The organism is Rathayibacter sp. SW19, from assembly GCF_030866825.1.
Taxonomy (GTDB): domain Bacteria; phylum Actinomycetota; class Actinomycetes; order Actinomycetales; family Microbacteriaceae; genus Rathayibacter_A; species Rathayibacter_A soli.
In genome coordinates this window covers 1647494-1673913 of sequence record NZ_CP133020.1, presented here as the reverse complement: position 1 = coordinate 1673913, position 26420 = coordinate 1647494, and the positions used below count along the sequence as shown (strand labels likewise).

The following is a 26420-nucleotide window of genomic DNA, read 5'->3' as shown; positions in this document are numbered from 1 at the left end:
CATGCCGATCTCGATCCCCGATCGTGTCATCGTGTTCGACTACGGCGAGGTCATCTCGGTGACCCCGACGGAGGCGGACCGCGCCGCCCTGGTGGCGATCGCCGATGTCGACCCCGACCTGTTCTGGCCGTCGTATTGGCGGCACCGCAACGGCCTCGACGAGGGCACGCTGGCGATTACGGACTACTGGCAGTTGGTCGCCTCAGATGTCGGCGCTCAGTTCAGCGACACGAAGATCCATCAGTTGTGGGTCAGCGACTTCCGCAGTTGGCTCAGCGCGGATGCGGACACCCTCGATGTGCTGTTCGAACTGCGGGCCGGCCGCACCCGGATGGCATTGCTCTCGAATGCCGGTCGTGACTTCAGCAGCTATTTTCGGCACGGGCCGCTCGGCGCCCTGTTCGAGGGGGTATTCGTCAGCGGAGAGCTCGGCATCATCAAGCCGGCGGCGAAAATCTTCAGGCACGTCATGGGCAAACTGGCTATCAGCGCCGCACAGATGGTCTTCGTCGACAACAAGGAGGAGAACGTGCGAGGCGCCGAAGCTCTCGGTATCACCGGACACGTCTACACGGATGCTGCGCACTTGCGCGCATTCCTGGAATCGCTCGGCACCGCTCGCTGAGCGAGCGGAAGCGCCCGCCGCCCCGGGTCGCTGAGCGAAGCCGAAGCGCCCACTCCTCGGTCGCTGAGCGAAGCCGAGGCGCGGCACGCGGCGACCCTTCGACTGCGCTCAGGGAACGACAACCACCACTCCCCGGTCGCGGAGCGAATCCGAAGCGCCCACTCCTCGGTCGCTGAGCGGAGCCGAAGCGCGCCACACGGCGACCCTTCTGTAATGGTTGTGGCTGGTCTGGTACTGGCTGGCAGACTGGCGTTTTCAGCTTTGTCTGGTGTGACTCACCGCCCTTCCGACCGCGCGCAGCGTGTGTCTTGCAGTCGACATGTCCACCAGGCAGGGCGGGAAGCGCCGGCCTGACCGCGTGAACATGGCTTGATAGAAGCTCGTCCGGGACCTTGTAAGAGATCCCGTGACTCATTACAGAAACGCCTGCTCGACGACCAGACCGGCACGTAATAACACCCCCTACAGAAGGAGTTACCGTGCCCATCGTCTCACAACTGGTTTGGCAACAGTACGACCACGTCATCGGGGTCGACACGCATGCCAGGACCCACACCCTGGCCGTGCTCAGCAGTGCCGGAGCGCTGCTGAAGTCGGCGACTTTCCCGACCAGTAAACCCGGGCTGGACCGCGCCTACGCGTGGATGCTGCGCGAGGCACCAGGCCACACCCTGGTCGCGATGGAAGGCACCGGCTCCTACGGGGCAACCTTCACCGACCTGCTGAGTGCCCACCGGGTGGAAGTCACCGAAACGAAACCACCGAAACGAGGTGTCCGCCGGGCCGGTAAAAGCGACGTCATCGACGCCGAACACGCCGCCCGCCACGCACTGGCCCTGCCCGTGGACCGGCTGATGATCCCCCGCACACACCACGGCGACCAGGCCGCACTGCGAGTCCTTTTGACCTCCCGGAAAGCACTGCAGAAGAACAAAACCGCCACCAGCAACGCGTTGACCGCGCTGCTGCGTGGCTTTCCCCTCGGCATCGACGCCCGCAAGAAACTGACGAAAGCACAAATCGGCCAGGTCGCCGCCTGGCGCACCCGCAGCACCGACACCCCCGCACAGAACACCATCCGAGCCGAAGCAACCCGGATGGCCCAGGAAATCCACACCCGGCAGGGCGAGATCGCCACCATCAACGCCAAGCTGACCATCCACGTCACCGCACTGGCCGCCTGGCTACTGGAAGAGAACGGTCTCGGACCCTTCACCGCCGCCCAACTCCTGGTCTCCTTCTCCGCCCACGGCCGCATCCGCTCCGAGGCCGCATTCGCCCGCCTCGCCGGCGTCGCCCCGATCCCCGCGTCCTCCGGGAACACCACCCGGCACCGCCTGCACCGCGGCGGCGACCGGCAACTCAACCACGCCCTCTACATCATCGCCTCCCACCGCATGCTCAACGACGAGCCCACCAAGGCCTACACCGCCAAACGCCAAGAACAAGGCCACAACCGCCGCGAAACCCTCCGCAACCTCAAACGCCACATCGCACGCTCAATCTTCCGAAAACTCAACGCCAACACTTGACAAAACCCATAGAAGCGTCGACTGCGCTCAGGGAACGACAACCACCACTCCCCGGTCGCTGAGCGAAGCCGAAGCGCCCGTCCGCCAGTCTCCCGGTCGCTGAGCGAAGCCGAAGCGCCGACCATCCGCTCCCCTGTGGATAACTTTCGCGCGCACATCTTCTGCTTCGGCATAATGCTTCGTATGCCGTATGTCTACATCCTGGAGTGCGCCGACGGGCACTACTACACGGGCAGCACCTACGACCTTGAGCGCAGACTGTGGGAGCACAACAATGAGCTCGGCGCCAACTACACTCGTCGCCGTTCACCGGTGCGACTTGTTTGGTGTGAGAACACCGATCGGGTCGAGGATGCGTTCCGACGGGAGAAGCAGATCCAGGGTTGGTCGCATGCGAAGAAGCAGTTGCTGATCGAGGGCCGCGTGGATGAGCTCAGCGGCTGGAGCGCCCGCGGAAGGAGCGCTGACGACTCCGGTCGCTGAGCCAAGCCGAAGCGCGGCACACGGCGACCCTTCGACTGCGCTCAGGGAATGACAACCACCACTCCCCGGTCGCTGAGCGAAGCCGAAGCGCTCAGCGGTTGCCGGGGCCGCGACGCGTGGCGTCCTGCACCTCGCCGACAAGCTCCTCGATGATGTCCTCGAGAAAAAGCACACCGGTCGTTGCGCCTGCCGAATCGACCGTCCGCGCCAAGTGCACACCCGATCGGCGCATGGTCGCGAGCGCGTCTTCAGCGTCGGTGCCCGCGAAAATGGAGATCAACTGCCGCACCCTGCTCGCCGGTACCGGTTGGTCGAACCCTGCCGTCTCCAGATCCAGCACGTCCTTCAGGTGCAGATAACCTGTCGGCTCGCCCTGGGCGTCCTGGATGACATAGCGTGAGAACCCGTGCCTGGCGACGGCCCGTTCAACCTCGTTGGGTGTCACCGTGGGCGGCAGTCCGATCAGACCGTGCAGCGGCAGCGCGATGTCACTGGCCTTCTTTTCCGTGAACTCGAACGCGGCGATCAGTGCACCGGTTCGATCGGTGAGCACTCCCTCCCTCGTCGACTGATCGACGATGCTGGCCACTTCCTCCAGCGTGAACGTGCTCGCGGCCTCCGACTTCGGCGTGATTCCGAACAGTCGCACGATTCCGTTCGCCGTCGCGTTCAATGCCACAATGATCGGCTTGAACACGCGCGCGATGCCGACGAGCGGCGGGGCGAAGATCAACACAGCCTTGTCCGGCATCGAGAACGATAGGTTCTTCGGCACCATTTCACCGAACACGACGTGCAAAAAGGAGACGATCAGCAACGTGACGATAAAAGCGATCACGCCGATCGCATCCGCAGACAATGCCGTCAACCCGAGCGGAACCTCCAACAGGTGATGAATCGCGGGTTCAGACACGTTCAGAATGATCAACGAGCAGACAGTGATGCCGAGTTGGGTCGTCGCCAGCATCAGCGTCGCATGCTCCATCGCCCACAGCGCCGTCTTGGCGGATGCCTTTCCACGGTCGGCCGCCGGCTCGATCTGCGAGCGCCGAGCCGAGATGACTGCGAATTCAGCCGCAACGAAGAACGCATTCGCAAGCAGCAACACGAACAACCAGACGATGCCCGCCCAGTCAGCCACGATCGGCCTCCGCCGCCGTTTCGTCCTCTGCCTGTGGCGTCGGCGTGTAACGCAACCGATCGATCCGGCGACCGTCGAGTCGTTCGACCCTCAGAGCGCCGCCTTGCACCTGCACTTCGTCGCCGACGACCGGCAGCCGACCGAGCGCATCCATGACGAAGCCGGCGACGGTCTCATACGGGCCGTCTTCCGGCACCTGCACGCCCGCGCGTTCAAGAAGTTCGTCGGGTCGCAGCATGCCCGGAAAGGTCAGGGAGTCTGTACCGCGCACCACATCGATTCGAGCTTTGTCGTGTTCGTCGGCGACCTCTCCGACGAGTTCCTCGACGAGGTCTTCCAGTGTCGCCACGCCGGCCGTGCCGCCGTACTCGTCGACGACGACCGCGAGCTGATAGCTGCGGCCGCGCAACTCGCCGAGCAGCGTGTCCAGACCCATCGTTTCCGGCACCCGAAGCGCGTCGCTCTGCAAAGCAGACACGGGCACAACAGTGCGCCGTTCGCGCGGCACGGACACCGCCTGCTTGACATGCACGACGCCGACGATGTCGTCCGCATCCTCGTCGTAGACGGGAAAGCGCGAATAGCCGGTGTTTCGGGCCAGGTCGATCACGGCCTGTGCCGGTTCGCCCCTTTGCACGCTGGCGACGCGCAGGCGCGGGGTCATGACATCCGCCGCGATGTGTCCGCTGAATTGCAGGGTGCGGTTCAACAGTGTCGCCGTGTCCGACTCGAGCAGCCCGGCACGGGCGGAGCGACGCACAAGCGAGGACAGCTCCTCGGCCGACCGCGCTCCGGAGAGCTCCTCCTTCGGCTCGACGCCGAGCATGCGCAGGATGCCGTTTGCACTGCCGTTCAGCACCACCACGGCCGGGCGAAACACTGCCGTGAACGCGGTCTGAAACGGGATCACGATCTTCGCCGTCGCCCTCGGCAGCGCCAGGGCCATATTCTTCGGCACCAACTCGCCGATGATCATCGACACGAGCGTTGCGACGACAATCGCGACGGTCGTTGCGATCGCCGGCACAACGGCGGATGCGACCCCCCACGCCGCCAGCGTCGGCGATAGCAGCGTCGAGATCGCCGGTTCCATCGTGTAACCAGTCAGTAGCGTCGTCAAGGTGATGCCCAGCTGAGCGCTCGAGAGGTGCGTCGAGGTGATCTTCAGTGCGGCGATCGTCATGCCGAGCCGGGTCTCACCGCGATCGCGGCGTGCTTCGAGGTCGTGCCGATCGAGATTGACCAGCGCGAACTCGCTGGCGACGAAGAAGCCCGTTCCGACGGTCAGGACGATGCCGACGAGGAGCAGAATCCACTCATACACGGCAGTCACTGCCCCCGGTCACGGGCGAGGGTCTATGGCTGGGCGAAGATGCAGGAGGAGGGTCGTCCATTGTTCTGTCGATTATACCGGCGACCGCCGTTCACTCCTCGCGTGGCCCTTCGACTGCGCTCAGGGAACGACTGCGCTCAGGGAACGACTGCGCTCAGGGAACGAAACCGGATGCACCTACCAGCTGACCGGCAGCGCCTTGCCTTCCTCATAACCGGCGGCGGACTGGATGCCCACCAATGCGTGCTCGTGGAACTCCACAACAGAACGCGCCCCAGCGTAGGTGAATGAACTGCGCAGTCCGGTCGTGATCATGTCGAGCAGGTCTTCGACGGATGGCCGCAATGGGTCCAAATAGATCTTGGACGATGAGATCCCCTCCGCGAACAATTCCTTGCGGGCGAGGTCGTATGCGTCCAGCCGCTCGAAGCGTTCGTGCACCGCTTTGGTCGAGGCCATCCCCCAACTCTCCTTGTAGAGGTCGCCGTCCTCGTCGACGCGCAGATCGCCCGGCGCTTCAATCGTGCCTGCGAACCAGGACCCGATCATCACGGATGACCCGCCCGCTGCCAGCGCCAGCGCGACGTCGCGTGGGTAACGCACACCGCCGTCTGCCCAGACGTGCGCACCCAACTCGCGCGCGACATCCGCGGTTTCCAAGACGGCGGAGAACTGTGGGCGGCCGACGGCCGTCATCATCCGGGTCGTGCACATCGCCCCCGGGCCGACCCCGACCTTGAGGATGTCGGCACCCGCTTCGACGAGATCGCGCACGGCACGGCCAGTGACGACGTTGCCTGCGACGATCGGCAGACCGAGACCGAGCGCCTTGACGGCGGCGATCGCCGTGCGCATGCCGCCCTGATCGCCGTGTGCGGTGTCGATGACGAGCACATCGACTCCGGCGGATGCCAGCGCCCGCGCTTTTCCTGCAACGTCTCCGTTGATCCCGACCGCTGCCGCGACCCGCAACCGGCCGTGCCCGTCGAGGGCGGGTGGGTAGATGGTCGAACGCAACGCACTGGTTCTGTTGAGCGTTCCAATCACTCGGCCGTGCTGCAGAACCGGCGCAAAATCGATTCCCGCCTCACTCATCAGGTCGAATGCCGCACGGCCATCTGGAACGTCGTCTGCGTCGAGAGCGGTCGACGCCCCATGCAGGAGATCGCCGAGCGGAGCATCCGGAAGCGCATCGGCGAGGTCCTCTGCCGCAACACAACCAAGGTAGGTTCCCGTGTCGTCGAAGAGCACCACACCGTGAGCGGCGATGGCAGGCACCCGCAGTAGCGCGGCCTCCACACTGTCTTTCGGGCTCATGATCAGCGGCGTGTCGTAGGCGACCGGCTGATCCTTGACCCAGCGGATGGCCGCGTCGAGGTCTTGCAGGTGCATGTCCTGAGGCAACACCCCGAGCCCACCACGGCGGGCAAGCGTTGCGGCCAACCGCGGCCCCGTCACAGAATTCATGTTCGCGGACACGATCGGAATGGTCGCGCCGGTGCCGTCGCCTGGGGCCAGCGACACGTCGAGCCTGCTGGTCACGTCGGAGCGACTCGGCACCAGGAACACATCGGAATAGGTCAGGTCGTGTGTCGGGGTCGTCCCATAGAACTCCATGAACCAACGGTAGCGTCCCAGCAGCCTTACAGCGAGGCAGGTGCAATGGGATTAGGCTTGATCATTGGACAGGGGCGTCGGGTCACAAGCCCGTCGCAACCGCACAGAATTGCAGCAACATAGATGTGCAACCGCACGGATTTGCAACAGCAGAGCATCAACGGAGAGTGGGCGATCGACTGTGTCGAGCCAGTTGACCGGAGTAGGCGCCGACCACGGGGCTTCTAGTGAGTTCGGAGCCAACGAATGGCTCGTCGATGAACTCTACGAACAGTACAAAGTCGACAAGAACTCCGTCGACAAGTCCTGGTGGCCGATCCTCGAAAACTATCAGCCCGGTAGTGCAGGTGCCGCAGCTGTGGCGCCCGGCGCCGACGATGTGACGGCGGCCGCACCGACTCTTCCGGCCGTTGCCGACGTCGTCGAAGCACTGGCGGCTGAGCCTGTAACGCAGGCTTTCGCACCGGTCGCTCCGCCCGCCCCGGTTGTGCCGGCGGCACAGCCCGCCCCGGTCGCACAGCCCGCTGCGGTGCCGGTTGCCGCTGAATCAGCGGCCGTGCCATCGGCGGACACGCATCCGGCGGACACGCATCCGATCACCGCTCCGATTCCGGTCATCGGCGCGCAGCCGGTTGCGCGGACGACGTCGATTGCTCCGCGCCCTCAGCCGGTCCCGGCCGATGCTCCGGTCACAGCCCCGCAGCAGGTGGTCGGCGCTACCGGCGAGATCGAAGACACGGCACAGGATGTCGTCTCGCCGTTGCGCGGCATGGCCAAGGCTCTTGCGACGAACATGGACGCAAGCCTGACGGTGCCGACCGCCACCAGCGTGCGCACCATTCCGGCGAAGCTGATGATCGACAACCGCATCGTGATCAACAATCACTTGAAGCGCGCACGCGGCGGCAAAGTGAGTTTCACACACCTGATCGGCTGGGCGCTCATCCGCGCCCTGAAGGATTTCCCGAGCCAGAACGTCTACTACAGCATCGTCGACGGCAAACCATCTGTCATCTCCCCCGCGCACGTCGGTCTCGGCATCGCGATCGATCTGCCAAAGCCCGACGGCACGCGCGCCCTGCTCGTGCCTGCGATCAAGCGCGCGGATCTGATGACGTTCGGCGAATATCTTGCGGCTTACGAAGATCTCATCACCCGCGCACGCGGCAATAAGCTCACCGCGGACGATTTCGCAGGCGCCACCGTCTCTCTCACCAACCCGGGAGGCATCGGCACGGAGCATTCGGTGCCCCGCCTGATGAAGGGCCAGGGCTGCATCATCGGAGCCGGCGCCCTCGAATACCCGGCCGAGTTCCAGGGGTCGAGCTTGAAGACGCTGACAACACTTGGGATCGGTAAAACGATCACGCTGACAAGCACGTACGACCACCGCGTCATCCAGGGCGCGGGCAGTGGCGAGTTCCTGAAGATCGTGCACGAGCTGCTGATCGGCAAACGCGACTTCTATGAAGAGATCTTCGCAGCGCTGCGCATCCCGTACGACCCGATCCACTGGGCACCAGACATCAGCGTCGACCTCGCCAGCGCCATCGACAAGACAGCGCGCGTGCAGGAGCTCATCAATTCGTTCCGGGTGCGTGGCCACCTGATGGCGGACATCGACCCGCTCGAATACAAGCAGCGATTTCACCCCGACCTGGACATCGCGACACACGGGTTGACCTTCTGGGACCTCGATCGAGAATTCGTGACAGGTCAGTTCGGTCCTGATCGTCGCCAGATGCTGCTGCGCGACATTCTCGGCGTGCTACGCGACTCCTACTGCCGCACCATCGGCATCGAGTACATGCACATTCAAGACCCGGCCCAGCGCAAGTGGATTCAGGCCAAGGTCGAGCGTCCGTACGCTAAACCGACGCACGACGAGCAGCTGCGCATCCTCGGCAAGCTGAACGAAGCCGAGGCGTTCGAGACGTTCCTGCAGACCAAGTACGTGGGCCAGAAGCGCTTCAGTCTCGAAGGCGGCGAATCGACGATCGCACTGCTCGACACGATCCTGCAGGGCGCCGCGGAAGCAGGCATGGACGAGGTGGCGATCGGCATGGCCCACCGCGGCCGGCTGAATGTGCTGACGAACATCGCTGGCAAGACGTACGGGCAGATTTTCCGCGAGTTCGAAGGAACGCAGGACCCGCGCACGATCGGCGGATCCGGTGACGTCAAATACCACCTGGGCACCGAGGGCACCTTCAAGGGCCGCGACGGCGAGGAGATCCCGGTCTATCTGGCCGCAAACCCGTCGCACCTGGAAGCCGTCGACGGCGTGCTCCAGGGCATCGTACGCGCGAAACAGGATCGTCGGCCTGCAGGCACGTTCTTGACGCTGCCGATCCTGATCCACGGCGATGCCGCGATGGCGGGCCAGGGGATCGTCATGGAGACGATGCAGATGTCGCAACTGCGCGCATACCGCATCGGCGGCACCATTCACGTCAACATCAATAACCAGGTCGGCTTCACGACGCCGCCAGAGGAAGGCCGCACGTCTGTCTACTCGACCGACGTCGCGAAAACGATCCAGGCGCCGATCTTCCACGTCAACGGCGACGACCCTGAGGCGGTCGTGCGGGTTGCCGAGTTGGCATTCGAATTCCGGCAGGAATTCAAGAAGGATGTCGTCATCGACATCGTCTGCTACCGGCGCCGTGGGCACAACGAGGGTGACGACCCTTCGATGACGCAGCCGCTGATGTACAACCTGATCGAAGCCAAGCGTAGTGTGCGCCGCCTCTACACCGAGGCGCTCGTCGGCCGCGGTGACATCACAGAGGAAGAGTACGACCAGGCTCATCGCGACTTCCAGGACCGCCTGGAGCGCGCGTTCCTGGAGACGCATGCTGCACAGACCGGCTCGATCCCGATCATCACAGGCGACAATCATGCGGTTGCGGACCTTGAGCGTCCGGATGCGCAACAGGACGACGGCTCGGGCGAGCCCGAGACCACAGGGGTCAGCGAGGCGGTTGTTCTGCTCGTCGGCGATGCGTTCAACAATCCACCGGCCGGGTTCACGGTGCACCCCAAGCTGCAGCAGCTGATGGTCAAGCGGCGCGAGATGAGCCGGAACGGCAACATCGACTGGGCGATGGGCGAATTGCTCGCGCTCGGTTCGCTCGTGATCGAAGGCACACCGGTGCGCATGGCCGGGCAGGACACACGCCGCGGCACGTTCGTGCAGCGACACGCCGTGCTGCACGACCGCATCAACGGCCAGGAGTGGCTGCCACTGGCGAACCTGAGCGACAATCAGGGCCGGTTCTGGATCTACGACTCACTGCTCAGCGAATATGCGGCGATGGGCTTCGAATACGGTTACTCGGTGGAACGGCCAGATGCCCTGGTGCTGTGGGAAGCGCAGTTTGGAGACTTCGCCAACGGGGCACAGACGATCGTGGACGAGTTCATCTCGTCGGCGGAGCAGAAGTGGGGGCAACGCTCCTCGCTCGTACTACTGCTGCCGCACGGTTACGAAGGGCAGGGGCCCGACCACTCGTCCGCCCGCATCGAGCGTTTCTTGCAGTTGTGCGCCGAGAACAACATGACCGTTGCCCGTCCGTCAACCCCGGCATCGTACTTCCACCTGCTGCGGCGACAGGCATACGCTCGCCCCCGCAAGCCGCTGATCGTGTTCACTCCGAAGGCCATGCTGCGTTTGCGCGGCGCCTCCTCCACCGTCGAGGAGTTCACGACCGGCCGGTTCGAGCCGGTCATCGACGACGCACGGATCACGGACAAGGCGGCCGTCACGCGTGTGCTGATGATGTCGGGCAAGATCTACCACGACCTCAAGAATGAGCTCGAGAAGAACCCCAATCCCGCCATCGCACTGGTGCGGCTCGAGCAGTACTATCCGTTGCCGGCGGCCGAGCTCAAGGCTGTTGTCGCGTCTTATCCCGACGCCGACTTGTTCTGGGTGCAAGACGAACCGGAGAACCAGGGCGCCTGGCCGTTCATGATCCTTGAGACCTCCAAGCTCGGACCGCGCGCCCTCGGTGTGATCTCCCGGGCAGCATCCGCCTCGCCCGCCGCGGGGTCTGCCAAGCGTCACGCTGCAGAGCAGAGCGATTTGATCCGCAGGGCACTCACGCTCTGACAATTCTGACAGTCACAGGACGGACACATTATGGCCGCTCCACTTTCCGATCACAGGGTGATCGTGTTCATCCAAGAGAACAAGACCACCGACTTCTACTTTCCGACAATGGTGGCGTGGGGTGCCGATGTCGCCGATCACGGCACGCTGTTGACTGCGCCTCCGGATTTTGATCAGCCGCACGATCGGAACGCGTGGGTGCACTACGCCATGGGCGACTACCCGGCCGTTGCCGACCAGCTCGACAATGACTCGGTGATTCCGTTCTACAGCTGGCTTGCGAAACAGTTCGTGTTCAGCGATCACCATTTCGGATCCGGCTCGAACTCGACGCCCGGCCACATGCTCGCGATCGGCGGTCAGATGCCGACGCTGAAGAATCCGCCGTTCGTCGGCAAGGCGCCCGTTTGGGACCTTCCGTCGATCTTCACCGTCGCGGAGGCGGCGAAGGTCTCCTGGGCCGCGTTCCCTGACCAGAGCGGCTACCCGACGAAGTTTTACACAAGTCTCACGACGACCCCCGGCAATGAGAACGTGTTTCCGCCGAATGCGTTCATACCGATGGCGAAGGCGGGCACCCTGCCGCGGGTCTGCTACGTCTGGAGTCCGGCCGGCTACGACGAGCATCCGCCGCACGTGAGCACCCCCGACTACGTCACGAAAGGGCAAGAGCTCGTTTGGCAGCGGGTGCAAGCCGTCATCGACGGCGGCGGCTGGGAGAACACCACGTTCATCCTGACCTGGGATGACTGGGGCGGCTATGCGGACTCCGTACGGACTCCGGTGATCGAGACGGTGCCCGATCAGCTGCATCCGCAGGGGTTCGCCGTGATCGGCGGCTCCCGGATTCCGTTGCTCATGTTCGGCGGATGCGTGCCGCAGCGCATCGATCCAGAGTGGCACTCGCACGCCTCCATTCCGAAAACCATCATCGATGCCCTCGGCCTGCCGCCGATGGGCGTACCGCGGGTGGATGACGCACCATCACTGGCCTCGATGATCGATGCGACGCTCAGCCGACCCGTGCCCCCGCCACCGGGCACGACGATCAGTCAACCGGCACCCCCGGTACCGACGCCGACACCGGTTGCGCCGGGACCGTGGCCGGGGCCTCTGAATGTTCCCATGCCCGCTCTGGTCACAGTGGACGGCAGCGTCATCCCGGCACCGAGCGACGGGGTGGTGAACCGCACCCCGCCGAAGCCGCCGAAGCAGTAGCGTGTCAGCCTGCATCGGCGGCCTGTTGGCTCCAGTCAAGCTCGGTCAGGTATCGGTTCGGGTCAGTTCGGTTCGCGGTGTGATAGAGCGCTCGGCCACCAGATGGCTCGCCCGATGTCATGGCTGAGCGACGGCACCAGAAGCGATCGCACGATCAGCGTGTCGATCAGCACTCCGAGTGCCACGATGAACGAGATCTGAGCCAGGAACAACACCGGCAACACGCCGAGCGCAGCGAACGTCGCAGCCAGCACAATTCCCGCTGAGGTGATCACGCCCCCTGTTGCCACCAGGCCACGCAGAATTCCCTGGCGGGTTCCGTGCGCAAGCGACTCCTCTCGAACGCGCGTCATCAGGAAGATGTTGTAGTCGATTCCGAGAGCCACAAGGAACACGAAGCCGAACATCGGCACGGTCGGATCCGCCCCCGGGAACCCGAGGATCGAATTGAACACCACCGAAGATAGACCGAGCGAGGCCGCGTAGGAGAGAACGACGGTCATGATCAAGAGCACAGGAGCAAGGATCGAGCGCAGCAGCAGCATCAGGATCACCAGGATCACACCGAGCACGAGCGGGATGATCAGGTTACGGTCATGGATCGCCGCATCGTTGGTGTCGATCGCTGTTGCTGCGACACCGCCGATCAGCACATCGCTGCCCGACTGAGCAAAGCTGCTGCGCAGTTGCCTGACGGTGTTCTCGGCCGCTGTCGAGTCGCTGGCGCCGTCCAGGGTCGCCTGCAGCATCACGCGGCCGTCCACAACCGTCGGTTCGGCGGCAGCCCGCACAGCACCGGGCGCACCCGGCGGGTTCTGCACGCCGGCGGTCGTGACCGGAAGCGTTCCGCTCGGCGAATCCTTCGAGATGACGTTGAGCGAGGACACCCCGCGCTGATTCAAGATCGTGTTCGCCATCGCGTTCAGGTCGTCTTTCGGCCCGACCACAATGGCCGGTGTGCCTGCTCCGCCGGGGAAGTGCTTGACGAGAACGGCTTGGCCGTCACGCGCCTGCGATTGGCCGATGACGAAGTCCATCTGAGACACGCCGTCGGCCTTCAGCCCGAGCAGACCGAACGCCGCAACCGCCAGCAGGAGGGTGCATGCCACCCAGATCAGTCGAGCACGACGCGAGACCAGTCGGGCAACGCGGGGCCACAGCCCGCGCGCGCCGTCGACGCTCTGATGCGGCGATCCGAGTGCGGGCCGCACCGGCCAGAATGCGGTGCGACCGGCCCAGAACAGCAGTGCCGGCAACAGTGTCATGGCCGCCAGATAGGCGAAACCGATGCCGATCGCGGCCACGGGACCGAGTGCGATGTTCGAGTTCAGTTCGCTGAACATCAGGCACAACAATCCCACGACGACCGTGCCCGCAGATGCGAGTATCGCCTGCCAGGAACCGCGCAACGCGGCCCAGGTCGCGTCCCATTTGCGTTCGTTGTCGCGCAATGCCTCACGGAATCGGGAGACGTACAGCAACGAATAGTCCGTCGCAGCGCCGATGACCAGGATCATCAGGATGCCCTCTGTTTGCCCGGACAGCACAACAACGCCAGCCTTGGCAAGCGCCACCACGGTGAACATCGCCGCGGTCAACGCCACCAGGCTCGTGCCGAGCACGATCAGCGGCAGCAGCGGCGAGCGGTAGACGATGATCAGGATCAAAAGGACGGCAGCGAGCGCCACGATCAGAAGCATGCCGTCAAGGCCGCTGAACGCCCCGACGATATCTGCCGAAAGCCCTGCAGGCCCCGTCACATACACCGAGAGGCCTGCAGGACTGCTTTCGCCGAGCAGCGTGCGCATGGCCTTCACCGTGTCGGCGGGTTTGATGCTCGTCTCCAGCGGTACGATCACCTGCACGGCTGCTCCGTCCTTGGACGGGATCGCCGGCGATACTGCATTCTTGGCCACACCGTTCAGCGATTGGAGCTTGGTCAGCTGGGCATCGATCGCGGTACGGTCGGCGGCCGTCACCCCGCCCACGCGCTGGTACACGACAACGGCTGGGATGACATCGTCACCGCGGAACGCCGCCTGAAGCTTCTGCACCTGGGTGGCATCCGCGCTGGCCGGAAGGTGCTCGATCTGGTCATTCTGGGCCACCGAGTTGACCTGACTGAACGACGAACCGCCCGCCGAGAACACGGCGAACCACGCCAGAATCAGCACGACCGGGATGAGCACTCGCAGCCAACGCGGAACACCCGATTTCCGTGGGCGGGAATTACTCGGGAATGTCGAGTTCTTGTTGTCAGCTGTCTCGTTGTCAGTTAGGGTCACACCTCAACGCTACGAACCGCGCGCGATCGACACGACGTCCGAAAGTTTGAATGTTGGGGGTCTCGGGACGGCCGCGGGCTTCAACCCTCGACCACCATCAGGTCAGTGCGTGGCCTGTATGGTCCTGATCCGTAGCAGAACCTGCGTGCGCAGGTCTTCCGGAGCGGTCTCGGAGCAGGCACGCTGCACGACCTCGGTCAAAAGTTGCCCGAACTGGTGTTCTTTGTTGCAGTCCGGGCAATTCTCGAGGTGCTCACGGATGTCTGCGGCGTCTTCCTTGCGCAGTTCGTTGTGCAGGTATTCTTCAAGGTCGTTTTTGGCCTTCTGGCAGCCACAGTCCGTCATGTCGTGCTCCTGGGTGATTGCGCGGCGGTCAGTCCCCGCTCGTGCGCGTAGTCCGTCAAAAGGTCCCGCAGCATCCGCCTGCCTCGATGCAGTCGGCTCATCACGGTTCCGATCGGGGTCTTCATGATGTCGGCGATCTCCTGGTAGGAGAATCCTTCGACGTCTGCGAAGTAGACAGCCATGCGGAAGTCCTCCGGGATGGCCTGCAGTGCGTCTTTGACTGCGCTGTCCGGCAGGTGATCAATGGCTTCGGCCTCGGCTGACCGGCTTGCGCGAGCCGTGGTCGACTCCGCACCGCCGAGCTGCCAGTCTTCGAGCTCGTCGATCGTGCCTTGATAGGGCTCGCGCTGCTTCTTACGGTAGCTGTTGATGAAGGTGTTCGTCAGGATGCGATAGAGCCACGCCTTCAGATTGGTGCCCTGCTCGAACTGTTTGAAGGCGGCAAACGCCTTGACGTAGGTCTCCTGCACCAGGTCCTGTGCGTCGGCGGGATTCCGGGTCATCCGAAGTGCCGCTGCGTACAACTGGTCCATGTACTGCATCGCTTGGCTCTCGAACAACGGCCCGAGGTCTTCCATTACAGTCGTCATCATCGGCCAGTCTACGTCGCCGACGTATGCACGTGATGGTGCCTCGAGTACCGCAGCTGCCGTCACAGACTTTCCCTCCCGCTCGCCCCAAACGTCGATATTCTGTAACGGATGCTCACCACCAAATATTCCAAGCCCGAGTTCGACCCATACGGCGACAACACCCTCGTCGAATCGAACGAGCTCTGGGCCGCGCCCGTTGCACATGAGCCGATCAACGCCACGCTTTCCCTGCCCGGGTCCAAGTCGCTGACGAATCGGGAACTCGTGCTGGCCGCGCTTGCGAATGCGCCGTCGCTGTTACGCTCCCCGCTGCACTCGCGCGACACCAATGGAATGGTCGAAGCCTTGAAATCGCTCGGCGTCGGCATAACGGAGCAGCCCGGGGACGGCTCATTCGGGCCGGACTGGCTGGTCGCTCCGCCGGAGGAGTTGCTCGGAAGCACCACGATCGACTGTGGGCAAGCCGGTACGATCATGCGATTCGTCCCCGCCGTTGCCGGTCTCGCCCTCGGACCGACCACGTTCGACGCTGACGACACAGCACGTGCACGCCCGATGAAGGCGATCATCGCCGCACTGCGAACGGCCGGCGTCGATATCAACGACGACGGTCGCGGCAGCATGCCGTTCACGGTGCACGGCTCGGGTCGCGTCGCGGGCGGCAACGTGACCATCGACGCGTCGGCGTCCAGTCAATTCGTCTCCGGATTGCTGCTTTCTGCTCCTCGGTTCGAGAACGGGCTGCACCTGACTCACGCCGGCGAGCACCTGCCGAGCCTGCCTCACATCGAGATGACGATCGCAACGCTGGCGGACCGCGGCGTGAGCGTCGACTCGCCGAGCGTGGGCGAATGGATCGTTGCACCGGGAACGATCGAAGCCCGCGATGTCGACATTGAGCCTGACCTGTCGAATGCCGCCCCGTTCCTTGCCGCCGCGCTGGTCACCGGCGGTAGCGTCACCATCACCGGCTGGCCGGAGCACACCACACAGGTGGGTGCTGAGCTGGCCGAACTGCTCCCCCTCTTCGGTGCGCAGGTCACGCGCACTGCGGATGCCATTACCGTCACCGCGGCTGGGCCGCTCCACGCCGTCCACATCGATTTGAGCAGTGCAGGAGAATTGGCCCCGACTCTGGTGGCGCTGGCCGCGTTGGCCGACGGGCCGAGCGAGATCACCGGTATCGGCCATCTTCGCGGCCACGAAACTGATCGACTGGCAGCCCTCACCACAGAAATCAACGGCCTCGGCGGCCAGGTCGAGGAACTCGACGACGGTCTCCGGATCGAACCGAAGCCGCTGACCGGCGGGGTCTGGCGCACCTATTACGACCACAGGATGGCCACGACCGGCGCGCTGATCGGCCTCGCGGTCGCCGGAGTCGAGATCGAGAACATCGCAACCACGGCGAAGACGTTGCCGCAATTCGCGGAGCTGTGGCGCACCTTCCTGCAACAGAATCACGACGGCTTGCAGCAGAATCGCGCCCGTGTTCAACTGGACCAGGGCGCCAGCCAGAGCGGTATCGGCGGTCGACAACAACTCGACGGTCCCCAAAAAACCGGGCTTGAATGAGCTGGCTGAGTGACGACGACGATGAAGCGTACGGCGAGTACGACGAATCGTCGGCGCGAGTGCGACCGAACCCCAAGGGCAACCGGCCGCGCACGAAGACCCGCCCCGATCATGAGGATGCGCAGATCGGTCGTGTGCTCGCGGTCGACCGTGGCCGCTACACCCTCATGCTCGACGAGGGCACCCGGGCAGAACGCCGGCTGACGGCTGCTCGCGCGAGCGAGTTGCGCAAGCACGCAGTTGTCACCGGCGACCGGGTCGACGTCGTCGGTGATCTGAGCGGCGCTGAGGGTTCGCTCGGGCGGATCGTACGCATCCGCGAGCGCGCAACGCTGCTGCGACGCAGCGCGGACGACACTGACGAGGTGGAGCGCGTGATCGTTGCGAACGCCGACCAGATGCTCATCGTGGTGGCTGCGGCGAATCCGGATCCGCGCATCCGTCTCGTCGACCGCTATCTCGTGGCCGCGTACGACGCGGGGATCGCTCCGCTGCTCGTGGTCACCAAGACCGACCTCGCCGACCCCGCGGCGTTCCTGGACAACTTCGCCGGCCTCGACCTTCCGGTGTTCACCAGTTCTGAAGAACGGATGCCGTTGGCTGAGCTGACCGGCGCGCTGGTCGGTCACGACACGGTCGCCGTCGGCCATTCCGGGGTCGGCAAGTCGACGTTGGTGAATGCCCTGGTGCCGGGTGCCGACCGTGCGATCGGCCGCGTCAACGCCGTGACCGGGCGCGGGCGGCACACGTCGTCATCGACCGTGTCGCTGCGACTCGAGTCTGCGGCAGGCACCGGCTGGATCATCGACACCCCGGGTGTGCGCTCGTTCGGCCTCGGCCACATCGACACCGCGAACATCCTGCGCGCGTTCACCGATTTGGACGCAATCGCGGCAAACTGCCCGCGAGGCTGCACCCACCTGCCAGATTCACCAGACTGCGCGATCAACGAGGCCGTCGCCGCTGGCGAGTTGGGCGAGCGCGGCCGCGCCCGGCTGGACTCGCTGCAACGCCTGCTGCTCACCTTCGCGCCGAGCAGGGCACGCGCGCCGGAGTAGCCGGCTGGCAGTATCAGGAGGAGAGGAAGCCGCCATCGACGGGGATCGCTGCACCCTGAACATAGCTTGCCAGGTCGCTGGCCAGGAAGAGAACGACCTTCGCGACATCGTCGGCGTTACCCCAGCGTCCGTTGGCCAGACGCTGTTGAAAGTCGTATCCCGTCTTAGCCAGATCGAACTTGAATCGGAGGATCGCATTTTTCACCAACGACATCGTTCCCGAGGTCGTGATACCTCCCGGAATCACCACGTTCGTGCGAAATCCCCGTGCACCATAGTCGCGTGCCAGAGAGCGGGTGAGTGAGATCACTCCGGCCTTACTCATGGAGTAGTGCACCATGTCCTTCTTGAACGGCAGAACCGCCTCAACGGACGACGTGTTGACAATGATCCCGCCACGCTTGGCACGGCGGGAAATGAACTGTTGGCACATCCACAGCGTCGAGTTCTGGTTGATGTCGAGGGTGCGCTGCAGGAACGCCTCGTCAAGGCGAAGGAAATCCTCCATCGGGTAGATGCCCGCATTATTGACGAGAACATCAGGGAGAGACCCGGAGGGCAGTGCCTCCCAGAAAAGATCGATTCCCGATTTGTGTTCTAGGTCGAGTTCGTATTCCTCATGCCCGGTCCCTGTCAACGTTGCGAGCGTGGCATCCAGACCGACGCCGTCGCGATCCAAAAGCAGCAGACGTGCGCCGGCCTCATCGAAACGTGTCGCTATCGCACGCCCGATGCCTGATGCCGCTCCAGTGATCAGAACAGTCTTCCCGGTGAACGAGAGCATGTCGTTCAGGGCTACCTCGGGGCGAGCCATCTTCGCTCCTTCCGAACGGTATGGCGGATGCCACGACCCGAACGCGCGTACCAGCATCCTACAATGGTGGTCGACTCAGGAATCCCGGCGACGGACACCTCCTCCGGGCAGCTGGCCGTCAGCTGTCGGACAGCAGTGCGACCCGGCTGCTTCGCCCGCCGCGAGGTAGCGTGGAGGCATGACCGATAGGACACCTCTTTCCGCCGGCGACGCTGCTCCGGACTTCACGCTGACCGACCAGGAGGGGGCATCCGTATCGCTGCACGATTTCTTGGGTACCAACGTGATCGTGTATTTCTACCCGGCCGCGATGACCCCCGGCTGCACGAAGGAGGCCTGCGACTTCCGCGACAATCTGAACTCTCTGAAAGCGGCCGGCTATCAGGTGCTCGGCATATCCAAGGATGCTCCGGCAAAGCTCAAACTCTTCCAGACGCAAGAGCAACTGAACTTTCCGCTGCTGTCGGACACAGACCTGGCCGTGCACCAGGCCTATGGCGCATACGGCGAGAAGACCCTGTACGGCAAGGTGATCACCGGAGTGTTGCGATCGACCGTTGTCGTTCAGCCGGATGGCGCCGTGCGGCTGGCGCTGTACAACGTCAAGGCGACGGGGCACGTCGCCCGCTTGCGCAAGCTGCTCGGCGTCGACGCCTAACCGTTTCGCTCACCTCGAGGAATCAGTCTGCGGGTCCGCCCGTGTGGCCGTCGGCTTGCCTGTCGCCGCCGTGTTGCCTGTCTGCGTCGTGTGGCCTGTCTGCGTCGTGTGGCCTGTCTGCGTCGGTTCGAGGATCGCGCCGCGTGGCGCGGGTGACCGACGGCGAAAGGACGAGCAGCACGACGACGAGCGCGGGGATCAACAGGGCCCAGCCGAGTGCCGGCTCTGCATACAATCCTTGGAAGCAGCCGAGCGCGACGGCGGCCTGCACCAGCTGCCAGCTGATGGCTGCACCGCGCATCCAGGAGCGTCCGCGAGCCGCACCGACGGCGGCCGACAACACCCAGAGAGCGCCGATCAGGCCGAGCACCACGATGGCGACGCCGCCGGCGAGTGAGTGCGGCGCGGCCGCCATCAACTGCAGCAGAAGCCACGCGACAACGGCGACCATCAGGGCGCCCTCAGCGAACAAGAGCACGGCAAGCGCGATCAACAATGCGGGTCTGCGCGCGGGTCGTTCAGGGGCTGCCACGGTATCACGCTCGTGTTTCCGGCTGGTGTTCACAGGGTTATCCCATACAAAACTATTGATTTGGCTCTACCAGTATGGGACCATAATTGAGGTCGAGTTGACGCTCACAGGGTCGTGGGCAGGTCTCAAGCGATAAATCAGAAGCCTACGTAGATCTTTCATCCTGCAACTCGAAATACACCGCAATTCTTGGGTCTACACCCATGTCTCGCAATAAAGGAGCACCTCCATGGACTGGCGCGATAGGGCTGCCTGCCTCACCGCTGACCCCGAGCTTTTCTTTCCCGTAGGGAATACTGGGCCCGCCGTCGATCAAATCGACAAAGCAAAGGCCGTGTGTGCCCGGTGCCCTGTCACCGAGATCTGCCTGCAGTACGCACTTGAAACCGGCCAGGATTCCGGCGTTTGGGGTGGCCTTTCCGAAGACGAGCGTCGTGCCCTCAAGCGGCGTGCCGCCCGCGCTCGCCGCGCGTCCTAACCGCCCGGTAAAGCCTCGCACGTCGTCCTTCCAAAACGGCATCCTCCAAAACGACGGAGAAATTCAATGACACGCCATCGAACCTCTCGGGGGCACGGCGAGTCCGCCAAAAAGTCCGTCGTTTTGAAAACGCACTTATCCGTCGTTTTGAAAACGCACTAAATCAGGGGCGCGGTCAGATAGCGCAGCGGCACCTCGATGGTCACTTCTGTGCCCTGCCCCATCATGGTGTGCCAGTCGATCGTTCCGCTCAGTTCGCCCTGAATCAGCGTGCGCACGATTTGAGTGCCGAGCCCCGCTCCGACCTTGCCCTCCGGCAGGCCGGAACCGTTGTCGACCACCTTCACCGTCAGCAGTTCGTCCGATCGGTCCGAGATGATCTCGACCCGGCCCTCTCGCCCGGCGAGCCCGTGCTCGACCGCGTTGGTGACCAGTTCGGTCAGGGCGAGTGCGAGCGGCGTCGCATACTCGCTCGGCAGCACTCCGAAGCTGCCAGACGAGACCGGGTGCACCGTCGTGTTGTGACTGGATGCCACCTCTGCGATCAGTTTCAGCACGCGGTCGAAAACGGTGTCGAAGTCGACGCTCTGCGACAGGCCCTCCGACAGTGTGTCGTGCACGACCGCGATGGCCGAAACGCGGCGCATTGCCTGGGCGAGAGCCTCGCGCGCCTCATCCGAGTGCGTTCGCCGAGCCTGAATGCGCAGCAGCGACGCGACGGTCTGCAGATTGTTCTTGACCCGATGGTGGATCTCGCGGATCGTCGCATCCTTCGTGATGAGCTCGCGTTCCTGATGCCGCAGTTCGGTGACATCCCTACTGAGAACGATCGCACCGATCCGTTCTCCCCGACTGCGCAGCGGAATCGCACGCAGCGACACCGTCACGCCGCGCGCCTCGATGTCCGTGCGCCACGGCGCGCGCCCGGTGACGACCAGGGGCAGGGACTCGTCTACGACGATCTGCCCGCTGAGCAGGCTGGTCGTCACCTCGGCGAGCGATTCACCCTCGAGTTCGTCTGGAAACCCCATGCGATTGAAAGCGGAAAGCGCATTCGGGCTGGCAAACGTGGTCACCCCGTCGACGTCTAGCCGGATCAGACCATCGGATGCGCGCGGCGCCCCGCGCCGTGGCCCCGTCGGCGCCCCCAGATCCGGAAAATCACCGGTTGCAATCATGCCGAACAGATCGTTCGCACACAGATTGAATGTCAGTTCCTGACGGCTCGGCGTGCGCGCCTCACTGAGATTGCTGTGCCGCGTAATGACGGCGATCGGCGCGGCCGTGGTCTCCGCGCTGTGCGAAGACAATCGGCGCACAACCGGGATCGCAAGCACGCGGGTCGGCATCTCTTCGTACCAGTCCGGCATCGAGGAGTCGACGAGCCGGCTGGTCTCGAAGGCCTCTGTGACCTGAGCCCGCCACTCGGGCCGGATCGACTGCCCGACGAAGTCGCGATAAAACAGCGTCGCGGCGCTCGACGGCCGGGAATGTGAGACGGCGGCGAAGTCGTTGTCTTGTGTCGGCACCCAGAGCACGATGTCGGCGAAGGCCAGGTCGGCCAGCAACTGACAGTCGCCGACAAGCTTGTGCAGCCAGTCCACATCAGCCTGCGTCGACCGGCCGTGGGCGATCACCAGTTCATTGAGCGTTGACACACGCCTAGCTTATGCGGCGTGGCCTCCCGTTCACGTTGTCACGATGCGCGCATTCTTGCGACGCGAATGGCTGAGCCGGGCCGACCGGCGCGTCCGCTCCACGACGGGAGCGGGCAGCAATTCCGATTCGATCAGTTGGATCAGCGCAGCGCGCACAGGAGACTTCGGTGCTGCGTCGCGCAGGGTGCGGCCGGTCAGCACCGCGGTGTCGAGGCCGATCCGGTCTTCGGGCAGGAGCGCAGCAGCTTCGAGGCCGGCGAACCGACCGAGGGTGGACGCCACCTGCCCGCGCGGATTCAGGCCGACCGCGCTTGCCCGCACACGATTCATCACGATACTGATCCGCACATCGGGCACGACCTCGATGAGTTCGACGTGACTGCGCAGAAAACGGGACATTCCGACGGGGTCCGCCAGCCCGACTGCGACGACCCGATCGGCGGCCCGCAGCGCAGCAAGCGTCGCCGCGTTGCGGCGCGGAGCGAACAGGTCGCTGGAAATCTCCTCGTCGCTCTCCAGGCTGAAGCCGGTGTCGATGACGACATAGTCGACCCACTGCACGCACGCCGCGATCGTCGTGCTGACTCGTTCCGCGGACAGTTCGCTCCAGCGCGAGGGTCTGCCGATCCCGGTCAGCACCCAGAATGCGCCCTGCGGCGAGTTGTAACGGGTTGCGATGCGTTCCAGCTCCTGGCGCGTCAGGCTTTCTGTTCCCGCGAGCCGGCAGGCAGCCGCGAAGCCGGGGGCTTCGTCGAGCATGCCGAGAGCCGGGGCGACGGTGCCGCCGTAGCTGTCGGCATCCGCAAGTGCAACGGTGTGCCCGTGGGCGGCGATCTCGGCGGCGAGGTTGATGGCCAGCGTCGTTCTGCCAGGCGCTCCGGCCGGCCCCCACACGGCGATCGTTGTGCCGGCCGCCCGTGGCGCCGCGGAGGTTGCGGCCATCCGCAGGGGCAATTCGGTGCCTGCGCGCATGAGTCGTTCGATTTCTTCAAATGAAGCGTTCTCTTCAACGACTTCGAACAGCCCGAGCGTCGCCGCGTGCCTGCGTTCGAGTTCGCCCGAGGTCAGCGCCACCAGGCGCACGCCGTGCTCATCGCACGCGGCGAGCACCCGCTCGGTCAGCCGACGTCGGGATGCCGATACGAGGGCGACCTCCGCCTCGCCGCGAGCGACCGCATCCGTCAGCTCACCAGCGCTCTGCACGCGTGCCACAACGATGTGGCCGGCCGCAATCAAATCGGCGATGATGCGGTCCTCGACCGCAGCATCCAGCGCGAGAACGAGGGCGCTCAACGGTCGACGCCGCTCGAGGCCGGTGCCGGAACCAGCGAGATCGCATCGTTGTTCGCGATGGCCTGCAGCACGGCGGCAACAGAGCCGCCGGGTACTCGCACCTCGATCGACCGACCGTCTCGCCCGGCCACCAGGCCGTCACTTTGAATCAAACGCACAACCGTCGCCCCGCCGACCAGCACCGTCGGCGCAGCATACGTCGCATGCTCTTTGACCGCGGCCGACCACACGTCGACGCTCGAGCCTGGTCCGACGGATGCCGCGAGCTCGCCTTGCACGCGCAGCACCACGCTGGTCTGCGATCCGTTCGACTCATCGCTGATTGCAGACGTGGGAACGAGTTCGCCTGCTGCGAGGCTGCGCGAGAGGATCACCGTGTGCTCACCCAACTCGCCGCGCCGCAGATAGAGGCGATCCGCCGTTCCGAGGCGCACCGGCGTCACGACGAAGTCTGCGGCGTCGACACGGTCGCCCGCGGCGAGTGGTCCGCGCGCGGTGTACACGTCGGTGCTTCGATCGGCGGCGGCGATGATCGTGTAGACGCCGACGACGGAACCGACGACCAGGAGCAGTCCGATCGCGAATCGTGGGTCGAACCAGAACGGTCGGCGCGCGCGATTGGGCGCTGCTGGTGTGGTCATCGTGCCTCCTCGGGCGTCGCTCACAGGAAGTGCCCACCGGGTGGGCCTGTTCCTATGGTGCCAATTCTGAAGAAGCCGTGGGAAAGTTATCCACAGGCCGACTTCGGGCGGCCGCCGCAGGCCATAATCAAGTCATGAGCGCTGACAACCCCGATGCCGTCGGCCGCTTCCTGACGGTTGCTGACACGGCAGAGATTCTCAACGTCGAAGCTGCAGACGTGATGGCACTCGTGCGCTCGGGCGAGCTGCCGGCGATTCGTGTCGGCGGATCCGGGCAGTGGCGGGTCGAACGTGCCGTGCTCGAGACCTATATCGAGGCCATGTACGAAGAGGCTCGCCGACGCTCGCTGTGGGAGCAGTCCGATTTTGCGAACATTCCAGAGCTCTCCGGCGGGCGGATCATCCGGCCAGAACCCTGACGGCCGCAACCCTGAGAGCGACACCGCAGTACGAGATCGACTTAAAGCCGGACGAAAACGATCCGCTCGAGCGGAAGCATCCGGATATCCGTCACGTTCGTTGCGTGCCTGGTGCTGCCCGGTTCGTGCACGGCCAGATCGAGATGATCGCGTCCGACGCGGTCGATGGTGCCATGCACGGAGCCGGCCGTTGTGACCAGCTCGAGGTTCTTGCGTCGCCTGCACAGGTCGCGCAGCACGAACGGCAGCCCGATGCGGTCTACGAGTTTGCCCTCGCGGCTCGCCACGACCGACTCCAAGCTGCTGCGCAATTGCGTTTGGCTGAGAGAGATCGCAGCGACAGACGCGAGTGGCAGCACGCACTGTGCTCGCGGTGCGCCGCCGATCAGCTCGGCCGCAAGCCAGTCCTTGCCGAACGTTGTCGGCTGCAGCAGTAGAACGCTCCCCGTGATCAACTGGATGCGCAGGCTCGCGCCAGCCTGCGACCCCGCCACGCCGCTGATCGACAGGATGCGGTCGCGCAGCGACAGTCGCCCGAGACGCAGCCGCTCCTCTTCTGCCAGCAGATCGAGTTGTTCGGCGTCGTGCTCCTGTTCAAGTTGGCTCTCGAGATCGTCGAAGAGGTTGTCCCATCGCATGAACCGACCGTAGTCGGTCGACGCGATTTCGCGCAGATCTTATCCACAGGGCACCAACGCCGTGGACAGTGCGCACAGCGGACTGCTTGAGTGTCATTCCAAGCACGCTCCCCCCGCTTGGGGGGCGCGGAGGTGCCATCCGCTCGTGCGATGAAGCAGTCCGCTCCGACCACACGGGAGAAATAGATGAGCAATGCAGCCACGGGGTTCGCCGCCGCCTTGGACGAACCGGCGGATGCCCCGGGCCGGCCCCATGAAGCACCGGCACCTGCGTCGAATCGCGGCTCTGCGAGCACCGAGGCGCTGATCAACCTGGAACCGGCCGAAGCGGACGAGTACTTCGGCGTCCAGTCCACACGGGCAGCACACCTGCCTGACCCGGAACCCCTGCTCGTCAACCTGACCCGATCCGTTCTGGAAGTACTCGCGGGTGCTCGCGAGCTGGATCAGCTCATCCGCTGGGTGACGCAGGAAGTCTACGAGACGCTGCTCAAACGCGTCGTGCTGGCCGCCCGTGCGCGTGCCGCAACGGGTCGGCCGGTCAATCGACCTCGGCTGACCGTGCTGCGCACCCTGGTCTCCGAGCCGGTCGACGGCGTCGTCGAAGCGGTCGTCATCGTGCAAACGCCGGTGCGCGTGCGTTCCATCGCCATCCGCTTGGAAGGTCTGGACAGCCGCTGGCGGGCCAGCGCGATCAGCGTGCTGTAACGCCCTGGGAAACACCTTCTGCGGCGTCGGCACCCGCTGAGCGATCGGATCCCGCTGCGCCGTCGGCACCCGCCGAACGGTCGGATCCCGCCGCGGCGTCGGCACCCGCCGAACGGTCGGCACCCGCCGCGCCGTCGGATCCAGCTGCGACGGGCTTCTTCGTCTCCGCCATGATGCGGCTGCCGAGTGCGAGGAACAACAGCACAAGGGCGATCGAGAGCAGGATGTGCCCCATCCCGGCGATTCCGGCAATGGCCGACATCCCGCTGCCGGAATCCTGTCCCAAAACGGTGAGACTGCCGTGCACGACCATCATTCCGGCCGTGACCAGTAGGCCGGCGTTGTACACCCAGAAGAACCAGGAGAACAGTGGGCTCTTCGACAGAGTGAAAACTTTCTCCAACAGCAGCACGATCAGTAGGACGATGAAGCCGAGCACGAGCAGATGCGTGTGCACGACGGCCAGCTGCGTGAACGCGTTTTCGGAGAAATGGTTGGCCTTGGTGAATTCACGGTAGAACAGGCCGGACAAGACGCCGAGCACCATGTAGGCGAACGCGGCATAGAAGAGCTTCTTCACGGGGAATCCATTTCGTCGGAGGGACACCCCCAGCCTTGCGTAGCGCGCCGGAACATACATCATTCGAAAGTTCGAACAATGC

At 64.4% G+C, this 26420-nt stretch carries 24 protein-coding genes; 11 read left to right on the top strand and 13 right to left on the bottom strand.

Annotated features, from left to right (window positions below):
- Position 1: 1 nt before the first annotated feature.
- From QU604_RS07575 to QU604_RS07565, 3 genes are all read left to right on the top strand, one after another.
- The gene (locus QU604_RS07575; protein ID WP_308468196.1) at positions 2–625 is read left to right on the top strand and encodes an HAD family hydrolase; all 624 of its coding nucleotides are present in this window, start codon (positions 2–4) and stop codon (positions 623–625) included.
- Between the two features lie 479 nt (positions 626–1104).
- Complete coding sequence (locus tag QU604_RS07570) at positions 1105–2157, top strand: IS110 family RNA-guided transposase (RefSeq protein ID WP_308466613.1); 1053 nt, start codon at positions 1105–1107, stop codon at positions 2155–2157.
- Between the two features lie 183 nt (positions 2158–2340).
- A complete protein-coding gene (locus QU604_RS07565; protein WP_308468195.1) occupies positions 2341–2640 on the top strand; it encodes a GIY-YIG nuclease family protein in 300 nt (99 codons plus the stop codon).
- Between the two features lie 91 nt (positions 2641–2731).
- On the opposite strand, the gene QU604_RS07560 is transcribed toward QU604_RS07565, so the two are convergent.
- The 3 genes from QU604_RS07560 to guaB1 all read right to left on the bottom strand — a co-directional run bounded on the left by QU604_RS07560 (position 2732) and on the right by guaB1 (position 6731).
- Entirely contained in the window at positions 2732–3781 is a 1050-nt protein-coding gene (locus tag QU604_RS07560) for a hemolysin family protein (RefSeq protein ID WP_308468194.1), read from the bottom strand.
- A complete protein-coding gene (locus tag QU604_RS07555) occupies positions 3774–5105 on the bottom strand; it encodes a hemolysin family protein (protein WP_308468869.1) in 1332 nt (443 codons plus the stop codon). The genes QU604_RS07560 and QU604_RS07555 overlap by 8 nt, the downstream gene beginning before the upstream one ends.
- A gap of 186 nt (positions 5106–5291) precedes the next feature.
- Positions 5292–6731: a GMP reductase gene (guaB1, locus tag QU604_RS07550; protein WP_308468193.1), complete on the bottom strand. Its 1440-nt coding sequence runs from the start codon at positions 6729–6731 to the stop codon at positions 5292–5294.
- 181 nt (positions 6732–6912) lie between these two features.
- Between guaB1 and QU604_RS07545 the strand changes: the two genes are divergently transcribed.
- Entirely contained in the window at positions 6913–10845 is a 3933-nt protein-coding gene (locus QU604_RS07545) for a multifunctional oxoglutarate decarboxylase/oxoglutarate dehydrogenase thiamine pyrophosphate-binding subunit/dihydrolipoyllysine-residue succinyltransferase subunit (protein WP_308468192.1), read from the top strand.
- A gap of 30 nt (positions 10846–10875) precedes the next feature.
- A complete protein-coding gene (locus QU604_RS07540; protein ID WP_308468191.1) occupies positions 10876–12063 on the top strand; it encodes an alkaline phosphatase family protein in 1188 nt (395 codons plus the stop codon).
- A gap of 62 nt (positions 12064–12125) precedes the next feature.
- On the opposite strand, the gene QU604_RS07535 is transcribed toward QU604_RS07540, so the two are convergent.
- The 3 genes from QU604_RS07535 to QU604_RS07525 form a co-directional block, all read right to left on the bottom strand.
- A complete protein-coding gene (locus tag QU604_RS07535; RefSeq protein ID WP_308468190.1) occupies positions 12126–14348 on the bottom strand; it encodes an MMPL family transporter in 2223 nt (740 codons plus the stop codon).
- Between the two features lie 102 nt (positions 14349–14450).
- Complete coding sequence (gene rsrA / locus QU604_RS07530) at positions 14451–14693, bottom strand: mycothiol system anti-sigma-R factor (protein ID WP_308468189.1); 243 nt, start codon at positions 14691–14693, stop codon at positions 14451–14453.
- On the bottom strand, positions 14690–15286 hold the full coding sequence (locus QU604_RS07525; protein WP_308468188.1) for a sigma-70 family RNA polymerase sigma factor: 597 nt from the start codon (positions 15284–15286) through the stop codon (positions 14690–14692). Before QU604_RS07525 ends, rsrA begins: the two co-directional genes overlap by 4 nt.
- A 108-nt stretch (positions 15287–15394) precedes the next feature.
- Between QU604_RS07525 and aroA the strand changes: the two genes are divergently transcribed.
- Together aroA and rsgA are read left to right on the top strand one after the other, a co-directional pair.
- Complete coding sequence (aroA, locus tag QU604_RS07520; protein ID WP_308468187.1) at positions 15395–16861, top strand: 3-phosphoshikimate 1-carboxyvinyltransferase; 1467 nt, start codon at positions 15395–15397, stop codon at positions 16859–16861.
- Positions 16858–17919 carry a ribosome small subunit-dependent GTPase A gene (rsgA, locus tag QU604_RS07515; protein ID WP_308468186.1) on the top strand — a complete coding sequence of 354 codons (1062 nt, stop codon included), beginning with the start codon at positions 16858–16860 and terminating at the stop codon, positions 17917–17919. Before aroA ends, rsgA begins: the two co-directional genes overlap by 4 nt.
- Before the next feature lie 13 nt (positions 17920–17932).
- Here the strand turns inward: rsgA and QU604_RS07510 are convergent, their stop codons facing one another.
- The gene (locus QU604_RS07510) at positions 17933–18733 is read right to left on the bottom strand and encodes an SDR family NAD(P)-dependent oxidoreductase (RefSeq protein ID WP_308468185.1); all 801 of its coding nucleotides are present in this window, start codon (positions 18731–18733) and stop codon (positions 17933–17935) included.
- Between the two features lie 178 nt (positions 18734–18911).
- Between QU604_RS07510 and bcp the strand changes: the two genes are divergently transcribed.
- The gene (gene bcp, locus QU604_RS07505; RefSeq protein WP_308468184.1) at positions 18912–19391 is read left to right on the top strand and encodes a thioredoxin-dependent thiol peroxidase; all 480 of its coding nucleotides are present in this window, start codon (positions 18912–18914) and stop codon (positions 19389–19391) included.
- A 22-nt stretch (positions 19392–19413) separates the two neighbouring features.
- On the opposite strand, the gene QU604_RS07500 is transcribed toward bcp, so the two are convergent.
- Entirely contained in the window at positions 19414–19923 is a 510-nt protein-coding gene (locus QU604_RS07500; protein ID WP_308468183.1) for a hypothetical protein, read from the bottom strand.
- A 229-nt stretch (positions 19924–20152) separates the two neighbouring features.
- On the opposite strand from QU604_RS07500, the gene QU604_RS07495 reads away from it, so the two are divergent.
- On the top strand, positions 20153–20401 hold the full coding sequence (locus tag QU604_RS07495; protein ID WP_308468182.1) for a WhiB family transcriptional regulator: 249 nt from the start codon (positions 20153–20155) through the stop codon (positions 20399–20401).
- A gap of 158 nt (positions 20402–20559) precedes the next feature.
- Here the strand turns inward: QU604_RS07495 and QU604_RS07490 are convergent, their stop codons facing one another.
- The 3 genes from QU604_RS07490 to QU604_RS07480 are packed head-to-tail and all read right to left on the bottom strand — an operon-like array spanning position 20560 to position 23993.
- A complete protein-coding gene (locus QU604_RS07490; protein WP_308468181.1) occupies positions 20560–22059 on the bottom strand; it encodes a sensor histidine kinase in 1500 nt (499 codons plus the stop codon).
- Positions 22060–22089: 30 nt separating this feature from the next.
- Positions 22090–23352: a CpaE/TadZ family protein gene (locus tag QU604_RS07485; RefSeq protein WP_308468180.1), complete on the bottom strand. Its 1263-nt coding sequence runs from the start codon at positions 23350–23352 to the stop codon at positions 22090–22092.
- Entirely contained in the window at positions 23349–23993 is a 645-nt protein-coding gene (locus QU604_RS07480) for a hypothetical protein (RefSeq protein ID WP_308468179.1), read from the bottom strand. The genes QU604_RS07485 and QU604_RS07480 overlap by 4 nt, the downstream gene beginning before the upstream one ends.
- Positions 23994–24127: 134 nt before the next feature.
- Between QU604_RS07480 and QU604_RS07475 the strand changes: the two genes are divergently transcribed.
- Positions 24128–24412: a helix-turn-helix domain-containing protein gene (locus QU604_RS07475; protein ID WP_308468178.1), complete on the top strand. Its 285-nt coding sequence runs from the start codon at positions 24128–24130 to the stop codon at positions 24410–24412.
- 41 nt (positions 24413–24453) lie between these two features.
- On the opposite strand, the gene QU604_RS07470 is transcribed toward QU604_RS07475, so the two are convergent.
- Entirely contained in the window at positions 24454–25050 is a 597-nt protein-coding gene (locus QU604_RS07470; protein WP_308468177.1) for a hypothetical protein, read from the bottom strand.
- A gap of 186 nt (positions 25051–25236) precedes the next feature.
- Between QU604_RS07470 and QU604_RS07465 the strand changes: the two genes are divergently transcribed.
- The gene (locus QU604_RS07465) at positions 25237–25758 is read left to right on the top strand and encodes an Rv3235 family protein (protein ID WP_308468176.1); all 522 of its coding nucleotides are present in this window, start codon (positions 25237–25239) and stop codon (positions 25756–25758) included.
- Here the strand turns inward: QU604_RS07465 and QU604_RS07460 are convergent.
- The gene (locus QU604_RS07460) at positions 25745–26338 is read right to left on the bottom strand and encodes a DUF2871 domain-containing protein (RefSeq protein WP_308468174.1); all 594 of its coding nucleotides are present in this window, start codon (positions 26336–26338) and stop codon (positions 25745–25747) included. The genes QU604_RS07465 and QU604_RS07460 overlap by 14 nt on opposite strands.
- Positions 26339–26420: the final 82 nt, after the last annotated feature.

Bases quoted from the DNA above. Each gene is read 5' to 3' on its own strand.
- QU604_RS07575 (WP_308468196.1), top strand. From the start codon at position 2: ATGCCGATCTCGATCCCCGATCGTGTCATCGTGTTCGACTACGGCGAG.
- QU604_RS07565 (WP_308468195.1), top strand. From the start codon at position 2,341: ATGCCGTATGTCTACATCCTGGAGTGCGCCGACGGGCACTACTACACG.
- guaB1 (WP_308468193.1), bottom strand. From the start codon at position 6,731: ATGGAGTTCTATGGGACGACCCCGACACACGACCTGACCTATTCCGAT.
- QU604_RS07540 (WP_308468191.1), top strand. From the start codon at position 10,876: ATGGCCGCTCCACTTTCCGATCACAGGGTGATCGTGTTCATCCAAGAG.
- rsrA (WP_308468189.1), bottom strand. From the start codon at position 14,693: ATGACGGACTGTGGCTGCCAGAAGGCCAAAAACGACCTTGAAGAATAC.
- QU604_RS07525 (WP_308468188.1), bottom strand. From the start codon at position 15,286: ATGATGACGACTGTAATGGAAGACCTCGGGCCGTTGTTCGAGAGCCAA.
- aroA (WP_308468187.1), top strand. From the start codon at position 15,395: ATGCTCACCACCAAATATTCCAAGCCCGAGTTCGACCCATACGGCGAC.
- rsgA (WP_308468186.1), top strand. From the start codon at position 16,858: ATGAGCTGGCTGAGTGACGACGACGATGAAGCGTACGGCGAGTACGAC.
- QU604_RS07510 (WP_308468185.1), bottom strand. From the start codon at position 18,733: ATGGCTCGCCCCGAGGTAGCCCTGAACGACATGCTCTCGTTCACCGGG.
- bcp (WP_308468184.1), top strand. From the start codon at position 18,912: ATGACCGATAGGACACCTCTTTCCGCCGGCGACGCTGCTCCGGACTTC.
- QU604_RS07495 (WP_308468182.1), top strand. From the start codon at position 20,153: ATGGACTGGCGCGATAGGGCTGCCTGCCTCACCGCTGACCCCGAGCTT.
- QU604_RS07480 (WP_308468179.1), bottom strand. From the start codon at position 23,993: ATGACCACACCAGCAGCGCCCAATCGCGCGCGCCGACCGTTCTGGTTC.
- QU604_RS07475 (WP_308468178.1), top strand. From the start codon at position 24,128: ATGAGCGCTGACAACCCCGATGCCGTCGGCCGCTTCCTGACGGTTGCT.
- QU604_RS07470 (WP_308468177.1), bottom strand. From the start codon at position 25,050: ATGCGATGGGACAACCTCTTCGACGATCTCGAGAGCCAACTTGAACAG.
- QU604_RS07465 (WP_308468176.1), top strand. From the start codon at position 25,237: ATGAGCAATGCAGCCACGGGGTTCGCCGCCGCCTTGGACGAACCGGCG.